Here is an 8,862-nt window from a genome sequence, read left to right on the forward strand (position 1 = left end):
GTGCTATGTTAAGTTGATCTTGATGGCTAATTTTTACGATTACCCATTACCCATTACCCATTACCCATTCCCCATTACCCATCACCCATTCCCCAGGGTGCATCTCATTTTTGCCGTTTGACCAGATGGTGCGTTACGGGACGGATTGTCCTAACACTGGCTACCAATACAATAATGGCTCCCCCGTCCCTAACGCACCCTACGAACATTTACAAAAGTGAGATGCACCCCATTACCCATTCCCCATTACCTATTACCTATTCCCCATCACCCATCACCCATTACCCATTACCCATTACCTATTACCTATTACCTACTACCTACTACCTATTACCTATTACCTATTACCCATTCCCCTGATGTTAAAAATTGGTTACACCATTAAAATTGGTAGCGTTGTCTGTAACGCAGGGCAACAAACGCAGCTGATTGAGTTGCGATCGCATAGTGAGTTAACTATTCCGGTGAATACCTGCTGTCTTGTTCTAGGGTTGCCACAGGGTTTAACTATCAGTCCAGAAGAGCTGGTATCGGTGGAATTGGGCGATGAGAATAAGCAAACGTTAGTCTTTACCGGTAAGGTTAGTAGGGTAGACTGGAGCATTGACCGTGTCAGGATTGAGGCTGCCAGCACTTTTGGGAGTTTAACCGCAGCTCGGTTAAATCGGGTTTACGAAAAACCGAATGCTGGGGATATTGTCAAAGATATTCTCAAGTGGGGCAAGGTGAAGGTGGGGCAAGTGGAGAATGGTCTGAAATTTTCGGTCTATGGGGTGGGAGATTTGATGTCAGCTTATGACCATCTCGAAACTTTAGCACAACAATGTGGCTTTGATTTCTATGCCAACACCCAAGACAAAGCTGTATTTGCTAAATATAAACCTGCCAGTAGCCATCAATTCAAGTATGGGGAAGACATTCTGGCCTTGGAATTGGAGCAACCCCATCCTGGGGTTGAGAAGGTGGAAATTTATGGAGAAAGTCCCAGCAGTCAAGGACAAGGAGAACAGGCGTACTCTTGGCTAACCAAAAAGGAGGTTAAGGGTACTGCTGGTTCCGGTTCTGGTATCACTACTCTACGACTGACTGACCCCACAGCTCGTACCCAGGCAGTTGCTCAGAAAATGGCTGAGGCGGTTTTGGCTAAGCAGCGCCAGAAGCAACGGGGTGAAATTAAGGTGCTAGGTAATGCTAATGTCAAGCTAGGAGATGAGATCAAGGTGTCAAAAATGCCGATGGCTACCCTGAATGGTAGCTTCAAAGTGACGGGAGTAAGCCACCGTCTCAATCGCCGTAGTGGTTTTTGTACTGTAATTGATTGGGAGGAAGTGTGACAGACTCGATTGTTGGAGTAATGCAGAAGGTTGCTCAGCAGGAAGCACGTAAAGTTTACACTACTGAGTTGGGCATTGTGACAGCGGTGTTTCCCCATACCTCTGAGAGTGACAAGGACAACTACCAATGTTCAGTTAAGTTAAAGAACAAAAAACAGCCAGACGGCAAAGACTTTGAACTGCGGAAAGTGCCAGTAGCAACTCCCCATTTAGGACTGGTTAATATTCCCAATGTGGGAGATTTGGTGTTGGTTACCTTTATTGGCGGTAATCTCAATGCTCCTGTGATTATTGGTCGGCTCTACAATGACCAAGACCAACCCCCTGTCAACAAGGAAAAGGAATTCTACCTACAACATAACCTGAAAGAGGGGGGTAGTTTTAAAATTGATCAGGAGGGGGTAGTTACTGTTACTAGTAAAAATGAGAAGCAGGTGATTACTGTCGATGATCAGAAAATTGATCTCACCAACGAAAAGTGCCATGTCACCCTCGAAGGAGGAGATGCTACCCTGAAAAACGAAAAATGTACTGTGGCTTTATCTGGTGGTAATATCACTATTGATAACGGCACCTGCAAGATTAAAGTTGAAAGTGGCGGCATCACCATTGATGCAGCTAGCTCTAATGTCACCGTCAAAAGTGTAGGTTCGATCAAGATTGGGGATGCAACCACGGCTTCTGTGCAAGTTGGTGGACGGTTACCGGCTAATGCTGTTGGTGATAATGACGATATTATTCTGGCTACCCACACCCATGTGGGTAATCTCGGCGCTCCCTGTCCGGTGATGGTGCCAACAGAGAAGATTAATTCAATTCAGGCCAAGGCGAGAAATACCAAGGTGGGGTAATGGTTAGAATCAAAGGGGCAAACAGCGATTATAAATTTAAGGATGGCTCAATTCAAGAGGTAAAAGGGGACCATCCTGTTTACCTCAAAATTTTCATCTGTCCTTATGATATGCCTGGCCCCATTGAGGAACCTGATGAAAATGGTTGGTGTGAGGGCACAGATGATCAATGTCCTAATGGAGAAAATAGCTCTGGTCATGCTCTAATTTGTTTACATCAAGAGGATGGTATTTCCCTAGAAACGAATAAGAAGGTAACGGCAACGGGAACCTTTGTTGCTGAGAAAGGCATTGTTGCTGAGAAGGGAATCACGATTAAGGATGAGCTGGTGTTGGATGTCTCAGAGGCAAAGGCGGGGCTTGTGATCAAGATGAAAGGAAAGGAAATGTTACGCCTTAATATTTCTGAGCAAGGTGATATCGAATTGTCCCCTCTTAATCCATCAAAAACTATTAAAATTAATGGCAAATTGGAGGTAACTGAAGGCTTGAAGGTTGCAGGGAAGGAGTTACCAATTTAGGGAATTTAGAATTTAGAATTTAGAATTTAGAATTTAGAATGGGGAATCGGGAATCGGGAATCGGGAATCGGGAATTGGTAAAGAATATTATTTTATTTTGGTGTAGACAATTAAATTATAAATAGAGGAGATTAATGAAATCACAGGTTCAAGAAGCGGTCAACATTGCTCAGTCGCTTTCATTAGCAGAGCAGCTTGAACTACTCAAAATACTATCCACAATTATTCAAAAGAACCATGCCCTAGAAACTCAATCTATACCAGAAGGTGATAATACTGAGTTTTCAGCAGAAAGTTTTAGCAAGTCTTGGCAGCAAGCTGTGACTGGACAAACCTTACCCATTTCTCAAATCTGGGAGGGAATTGACCTTGACTGATGCTCCCTTAGTTGAGGTGCAACTTACTCCTGAGTTTCAGCGTAAATTGAGAGGATATCTGAAAAGTTTTTTTATACTGAATTTTGCCCCCCTAGGGCGTGTTTTCTTGCCTCGGAGATCCCCCTAAATCCCCCTTAAAAAAGGGGGACTTTGAGTATGGCTCCCCCCTTTTTTAAGGGGGGCTGGGGGGGATCATCATCTGGCGGAAAACTTTGAAAACACGCCCTAGCCCCCCAAGCGAGGGATTGCTCGCTTGGGGGGAACAAGAATCAATTTGCTGCTAAAAGTCCCCCGAGCGAGGGATTGCTCGCTCGGGGGATTTAGGGGGCTTGGATGTAGCAAATGAGACTTCTCAGACAACCTCTGAGAGAAGTTAAAAAAATACCAATTAAAGTAGGGTGTTGCTCATTCTGGGTATGGTTTCGCCCCCCTAGCCCCCCAAGCGAGGGATTGCTCGCTTGGGGGGAACTATACTATCAAAGTCCCCCAAGCGAGGGATTGCTCGCTTGGGGGATTTAGGGGGCATTCATAAAACCAGATGATCGCACCTTCATTCCTTAATTCAGCAACGCCAATTAAAGTAGGGTGGGCAAAGTTATCTTATCTAGAAGACTCATGTGAATCAAAATGTGTCTTGATGCAATAGCGAGTGGGGGAAACCACGGCAGTCGCTCATGGGGGGAACCACGGCAGTCGCTCATGGGGGAACCACGGCAGTCGCTCATGGGGGAAACCACGGCAGTCGCTCATGGGGGAAACCACGGCAGTCGCTCATGGGGGAAACCACGGCAGTCGCTCATGGGGGAAACCACGGCAGTCGCTCATGGGGGAAACCACGGCAGTCGCTCATGGGGGAAACCACGGCAGTCGCTCATGGGGGAAACCACGGCAGTCGCTCATGGGGGAAACCACGGCAGTCGCTCATGGGGGAAACCCCCAAGACCGCGCTGCCTCCCCAAGACCGCGCTGCCTCCCCAAGACCGCGCTGCCTCCCCAAGACCGCGCTGCCTCCCCAAGACCGCGCTGCCTCCCCAAGACCGCGCTGCCTCCCCAAGACCGCGCTGCCTCCCCAAGACCGCGCTGCCTCCCCAAGACCGCGCTGCCTCCCCAAGACCGCGCTGCCTCCCCAAGACCGCACTGCCTCCCCAAGACCGCGCTGCATCGCTTTTTGCCCACCCTACAAGCTTGTTTGTCAAATCAGTGGAATGGGCATCTTGGTGGAATGGGCATCTTGGTGGAATGGGCATCTTGGTGGAATGGGCATCTTGGTGGAATGGGCATCTTGGTGGAATGGGCATCTTGGTGGAATGGGCATCTTGGTGGAATGGGCATCTTGGTGGAATGGGCATCTTGGTGGAATGGGCATCTTGGTGGAATGGGCATCTTGGTGGAATGGGCATCTTGGTGGAATGGGCATCTTGGTGGAATGGGCATCTTGGTGGAATGGGCATCTTGGTGGAATGGGCATCTTGGTGGAATGGGCATCTTGGTGGAATGGGCATCTTGCCCGTTTCAATTCCCGGCAGGCAGGATGCCCACCCCACTCATATTCATTCCGCCCCTCAGCAATGCCCCTACATGGATGTAGACTTGGAATGCAGTTAAAAAAATACCAATTAAAGTAGGGTGGGCAAAGTTATCTTATCTAGAAGACTCATGTGAACCAAAATGTTTTTGCCCACCCTACAAGCTACAAGCTTGTTTTTCAAATCAGTTTAGTGCGATCGCAAAATTCCCCATCAGCCATCAGCCATCAGCGATCAGCGATCAGCGATCAGCGATCAGCCATCAGCCATCAGCCATCAGCGATCAGCGATCAGCGATCAGCGATCAGCCATCAGCGATCAGCCATCAGCGATCAGCCATCAGCGATCAGCCATCAGCCATTACCTATTACCTATTACCTATTACCTATTACCCATTACCCATTACCCATTACCCATTACCCATTACCTATCACCTATTACCCATCACCCATTACCCATTCCCCATTCCCCATTCCCCATTCCCGATTCCCGATTCCCGATTCCCCATTCCCCATTCCCCATCACCTAATGGAAAAAGATTTATTATTCACTCGCCGCCACACTGGACAATTTATTTCTGAGCGACAATTAGTAGACCTTAAAAGTGTCAATCGTGACTTGGCAACAGCGACAGGTTTAGATAATTTGGCTCAGGCAATTCTCAATCGCCTTTACACCCGTAAAGGGGAGCTTGCCGCTTTGGGACATCCTAATTATGGGTCACGGCTCCACCTGTTAGTGGGTCAACAAAATAATAATCGTCTTCGCTCCCTTGCTAATTTGTATATCCGTGAGTGTCTAGCTCAAGAACCTCGGATAGAAGAAATCAAGGCCATAGATTTTGAGCCTCCCTCTCGTCAGCAACGTTATACACTCGTAGCAACTGTAGTCCTTAAAGCTGTAGGCCAGGAAACACCCTTGACCCTGAGCTTTTCCCTACCTGGAGGGTAATGGGTAATAGGTAATAGGTAATAGGTAATAGGTAATGGGTAATAGGTAATGGGTAATGGGTAATAGGTAATAGGTAATAGGTAATAGGTAATAGGTAATAGGTAATGGGTAATGGGTAATGGGTAATGGGTGATGGGTAATGGGTAATGGGTAATGGGTAATAATGGGTGATGGGTAATGGGTAATGAGTTCATTAGCTAGAAATTACACGCAAAATTTAACTTCACTAGCTGGAGCTTAATGAGATGGTTTTTGAGAAAAAAGGCTTTGCTCAACTGTTCGAGGCCATGCAGAGTCGCACTCCTGACACCCTAACGGATTTTCAAGAAGGCAGTGTGGTGCGCACTCTATACGAGTCCTTTGCTTGGGAACTCGCCCTCCTCTACGAGCAGATGCAACGGGTATATCTGTCTGGCTTTGTGGATACTGCCGAAGGCATTGACCTTGACAAAGTAGTTGCTATTTTAGGCATTAAGCGGGGAGAACCGGATTATGCTACCGGAAAAGTTACCTTTACGCGAGATATCGGCATTGATGAAGATATTTTTATTCCCAAAGGTACACTAGTTACCACGGAAGATACCCAGGAGTCTCCCAAAAAAGCCTACGAAACCATTGAAGAAGGCAAGATTTCCAAAGACCAAACCACTGCCCAGGTGAGAGTCCAGGCTCTACGACGGGGTAAAACAGAGGAAACTGAAGCTGAAACTATTGTGGTGATGCCTCAGCCGGTAGTAGGTGTCAAGTCAGTTAATAATCAAGAAACCCTCCGATTTACCGGTAAACTACAGGAGAGTGACGAACAACTGCGCCAAAGAGCCAAGCAAACCCTGCTGGCGACGAGTGGTGGTAATACTACCTCCATCCGGAATGCTCTGTTGAGTTTACCTGGGGTGCGGGAAGTGCAAGTTAGAGAAAACTTTCATGTTGCTAGGGGCAAGGTTAAGGTTACTAAGAGTGGCTCCCTTAGTGAAGAGCTTAAGGTTCCCAAAGGGACAACGATAAAACTCGAAATCTTAGGCACACAAACTAAAGACTATCACACCACTCAAGAGGTAATCCTCTCAGCAGGTGAAAATCAAGAGGTGGAAGTAGAGGTAGAGGCTGGGATTTCTGGAGCAGCTGGGGAAGCTGAGGCTGGTGCAACTTGGAAAGAGTTAGTGCTTAATAGCGTAACTCTTACGGTTAGCAATGAGCAGCCTATTTCACGGCAAGACTTTGGAATCATTGAAATATTTGTTGATGGCATTGATTTTAGAGATCTTGAGAAAGTTAGTCAGCTCAAACAGGAAATTGACCGAGTTAAGGCAGCGGGAATCTACCCATTACTTAAACCGGCGACAGCAGTGAACGTTGATGGGGTATTCCAAATTGAACTCCAACCAGAACTGAAACTGTCTCCAGAGGAACGGCTACAGTTGGAAGAACAGGTACAGCAGACAATTATTTCCTACCTCAAAGAGCAGAAAATGGGTCAACCCTTGCTCATCTCTCAACTCACGAGTAAGATACTAGGCTGTAACGGTGTCAATGATTTAGTTGATTTTACCCTCACCACCAGTATCCGTAATTCAGCAGGTACTGAACTGGCTCGCCAGCACTATCAATCCTCCGAAACGCCAGTGAAACGGCTAGAGGTGGATATCTTAGAAAAGTTCACCCCCCACTCGGTTCGCGTTGCCTCAGAAATCAAACCCCTTCCTGTAGCCTTACAAATTAAGGCTGAAGCACTAGATGATTCCAAACAACAGGCAATTGAACAAGCCCTACAACACTATTTTGCTGACTTCAAACCATCCCAGGCAGTGGTTAGGAGTGAGATTAAAAAGAGTATTGAGACAATCACCACCATCGAAGCAATCAAGTTAATTCCCTCCTTCTGGCAACCAGGGATTCCCTTTGATGGCGAAACCGTTAATGTCACGTTTGTGGAGCAGGCTCAGCTCAGTTCGGTATTTCTCTATGAGAGATTACTCACCATTACCGGAGCCTTGAAGCTGATTTTACCGGTTACAGTTACCCAACAAGAGAAGCAGCAAATTTACCAACAGGTTCGGGAGCAGGTTAGTGCTTATCTTGAGCAACTCCAACCAGAAGAAAATATTAAACTTGAGCAGCTAGTTGAACAGGCAAAAACCGTAGAATCAGTGCTAGATATTAATTGGAAACTGGAGGATTTTAAGGTTCTGGATGAAGACAATAATGCTAAGGATATAATTGACCAAGAACAGTCGCAAATTCAGGTAAACAAATTTGAAAAAACTCAGTTAGATAGTCAGTTTGTCATTGATAGTGATATCCAGGTTGTTGATGTTGCGATCGCTACTTTGAATTTAAGGCTAACTCCGGCGGTTGCAGTTCCCGAAACTGTTGATCATGCAAAACTCAAGAGTGCTATGGAAGCAGCAGTTAAGAGTATTTTGACTCCCTCTCTCCAGCAGTTACCCAAACTAGCAGTGGGAGACAATCTGGATTATGACCAATTGAAAACTCTCCTGCTGGTACAGATCAGGACTAAGGCAGGAAATTTTGACCAGGAAACCCTTCAGAGTTTCATCAGCAATGGCCAAGCTTCACAGCAAAATCAGAAGCATTTAATGGAGGCGCTCCGGAGCTTTCTCCGAGATTCTAACTACAGGATTGATGGGCTAGAACTCACAGCCAAGGGTAGCTCCTATCAGCAAGATATTCCGATTGCGATTGTAGAACGGGCTGAGATTCAGTTACAAGAGTCGTCTAGTTTGTCAATTGTGATTGAAGATAAGTAATGGGTAATGGGTAATGGGTAATGGGTAATAGGTAATAGGTAATAGGTAATGGGTGATGGGTAATAGGTAATGGGTGATGGGTGATAGGTAATGGGTGATGGGTGATAGGTAATGGGTAATAGGGAATAGGTAATAGGTGATAAGTAATGGGTAATAGGGAATAGGTAATAGGTGATAAGTAATGGGTAATAGGGAATAGGTAATAGGTGATAAGTAATGGGTAATAGGGAATAGGTAATAGGTGATAAGTAATGGGTAATAGGGAATAGGTAATAGGTGATAAGTAATGGGTAATAGGGAATAGGTAATAGGTGATAAGTAATGGGTAATGGGTAATAGGTAATAGGGATGCGCTGCATCAAGACAGGGAATCGGGAGCATGTCACTTATGCAGAACATTTGTACTAAATCTAATGGGTAATAGGTAATTGGTAATAGGTAATTGGTAATAGGTAATTGGTAATAGGTAATTGGTAATGGATAATGGGTAATTAGTAATTGGTAATTGGTAATTGGTAATTGGTAATTGGTAAT

The 8,862-nt window shown here is 45.9% G+C and carries 11 protein-coding genes; 8 read left to right on the plus strand and 3 right to left on the minus strand.

Annotated elements, in window-relative coordinates; genetic code table 11:
• Positions 1-217: 217 nt before the first annotated feature.
• The 5 genes from LYNGBM3L_RS43520 (at position 218) to LYNGBM3L_RS14240 (ending at position 3,083) form a co-directional block, all read left to right on the plus strand.
• Positions 218-385 carry a hypothetical protein gene (locus LYNGBM3L_RS43520; RefSeq protein ID WP_154659787.1) on the plus strand — a complete coding sequence of 56 codons (168 nt, stop codon included), beginning with the start codon at positions 218-220 and terminating at the stop codon, positions 383-385.
• On the plus strand, positions 360-1,334 hold the full coding sequence (locus LYNGBM3L_RS14225; protein WP_008184362.1) for a hypothetical protein: 975 nt from the start codon (positions 360-362) through the stop codon (positions 1,332-1,334). Before LYNGBM3L_RS43520 ends, LYNGBM3L_RS14225 begins: the two co-directional genes overlap by 26 nt.
• Positions 1,331-2,185 carry a phage baseplate assembly protein V gene (locus tag LYNGBM3L_RS14230; RefSeq protein ID WP_008184363.1) on the plus strand — a complete coding sequence of 285 codons (855 nt, stop codon included), beginning with the start codon at positions 1,331-1,333 and terminating at the stop codon, positions 2,183-2,185. Before LYNGBM3L_RS14225 ends, LYNGBM3L_RS14230 begins: the two co-directional genes overlap by 4 nt.
• Positions 2,185-2,706 carry a hypothetical protein gene (locus LYNGBM3L_RS14235; protein ID WP_008184366.1) on the plus strand — a complete coding sequence of 174 codons (522 nt, stop codon included), beginning with the start codon at positions 2,185-2,187 and terminating at the stop codon, positions 2,704-2,706. The genes LYNGBM3L_RS14230 and LYNGBM3L_RS14235 overlap by 1 nt, the downstream gene beginning before the upstream one ends.
• A gap of 134 nt (positions 2,707-2,840) precedes the next feature.
• Entirely contained in the window at positions 2,841-3,083 is a 243-nt protein-coding gene (locus LYNGBM3L_RS14240) for a hypothetical protein (protein WP_008184367.1), read from the plus strand.
• 871 nt (positions 3,084-3,954) lie between these two features.
• On the opposite strand, the gene LYNGBM3L_RS43525 is transcribed toward LYNGBM3L_RS14240, so the two are convergent.
• Positions 3,955-4,245 carry a hypothetical protein gene (locus LYNGBM3L_RS43525; RefSeq protein ID WP_154659788.1) on the minus strand — a complete coding sequence of 97 codons (291 nt, stop codon included), beginning with the start codon at positions 4,243-4,245 and terminating at the stop codon, positions 3,955-3,957.
• Positions 4,246-4,283: 38 nt separating this feature from the next.
• Here LYNGBM3L_RS43525 and LYNGBM3L_RS43530 point away from each other — a divergent pair, with 38 nt between their 5' ends.
• Together LYNGBM3L_RS43530 and LYNGBM3L_RS46510 are read left to right on the plus strand one after the other, a co-directional pair.
• On the plus strand, positions 4,284-4,688 hold the full coding sequence (locus tag LYNGBM3L_RS43530) for a hypothetical protein (protein WP_161603166.1): 405 nt from the start codon (positions 4,284-4,286) through the stop codon (positions 4,686-4,688).
• A 53-nt stretch (positions 4,689-4,741) separates the two neighbouring features.
• Positions 4,742-5,560, plus strand: a complete 819-nt coding sequence (locus tag LYNGBM3L_RS46510) for a GPW/gp25 family protein (protein ID WP_202799205.1) — start codon at positions 4,742-4,744, stop codon at positions 5,558-5,560.
• On the opposite strand, the gene LYNGBM3L_RS36495 is transcribed toward LYNGBM3L_RS46510, so the two are convergent.
• Positions 5,476-5,754 (minus strand): hypothetical protein, encoded by a 279-nt coding sequence (locus tag LYNGBM3L_RS36495; protein WP_081432037.1) that lies wholly within the window; start codon positions 5,752-5,754, stop codon positions 5,476-5,478. The genes LYNGBM3L_RS46510 and LYNGBM3L_RS36495 overlap by 85 nt on opposite strands.
• A 51-nt stretch (positions 5,755-5,805) precedes the next feature.
• On the opposite strand from LYNGBM3L_RS36495, the gene LYNGBM3L_RS14260 reads away from it, so the two are divergent.
• On the plus strand, positions 5,806-8,328 hold the full coding sequence (locus LYNGBM3L_RS14260; protein ID WP_008184370.1) for a baseplate J/gp47 family protein: 2,523 nt from the start codon (positions 5,806-5,808) through the stop codon (positions 8,326-8,328).
• Here LYNGBM3L_RS14260 and LYNGBM3L_RS46515 read toward each other — a convergent pair.
• On the minus strand, positions 8,305-8,862 hold a 558-nt coding region (locus tag LYNGBM3L_RS46515), incomplete at its 5' end, for a hypothetical protein (protein WP_165691887.1). The genes LYNGBM3L_RS14260 and LYNGBM3L_RS46515 overlap by 24 nt on opposite strands.

Source organism: Moorena producens 3L, assembly GCF_000211815.1.
GTDB lineage: Bacteria > Cyanobacteriota > Cyanobacteriia > Cyanobacteriales > Coleofasciculaceae > Moorena > Moorena producens.

Coding starts and splice junctions, on each gene's coding strand:
- LYNGBM3L_RS14225 (WP_008184362.1), top strand. CDS start 360: ATGTTAAAAATTGGTTACACCATTAAAATTGGTAGCGTTGTCTGTAAC.
- LYNGBM3L_RS14235 (WP_008184366.1), top strand. CDS start 2,185: ATGGTTAGAATCAAAGGGGCAAACAGCGATTATAAATTTAAGGATGGC.
- LYNGBM3L_RS14240 (WP_008184367.1), top strand. CDS start 2,841: ATGAAATCACAGGTTCAAGAAGCGGTCAACATTGCTCAGTCGCTTTCA.
- LYNGBM3L_RS43525 (WP_154659788.1), bottom strand. CDS start 4,245: ATGCAGCGCGGTCTTGGGGAGGCAGTGCGGTCTTGGGGAGGCAGCGCG.
- LYNGBM3L_RS36495 (WP_081432037.1), bottom strand. CDS start 5,754: ATGAACTCATTACCCATTACCCATCACCCATTATTACCCATTACCCAT.
- LYNGBM3L_RS14260 (WP_008184370.1), top strand. CDS start 5,806: ATGGTTTTTGAGAAAAAAGGCTTTGCTCAACTGTTCGAGGCCATGCAG.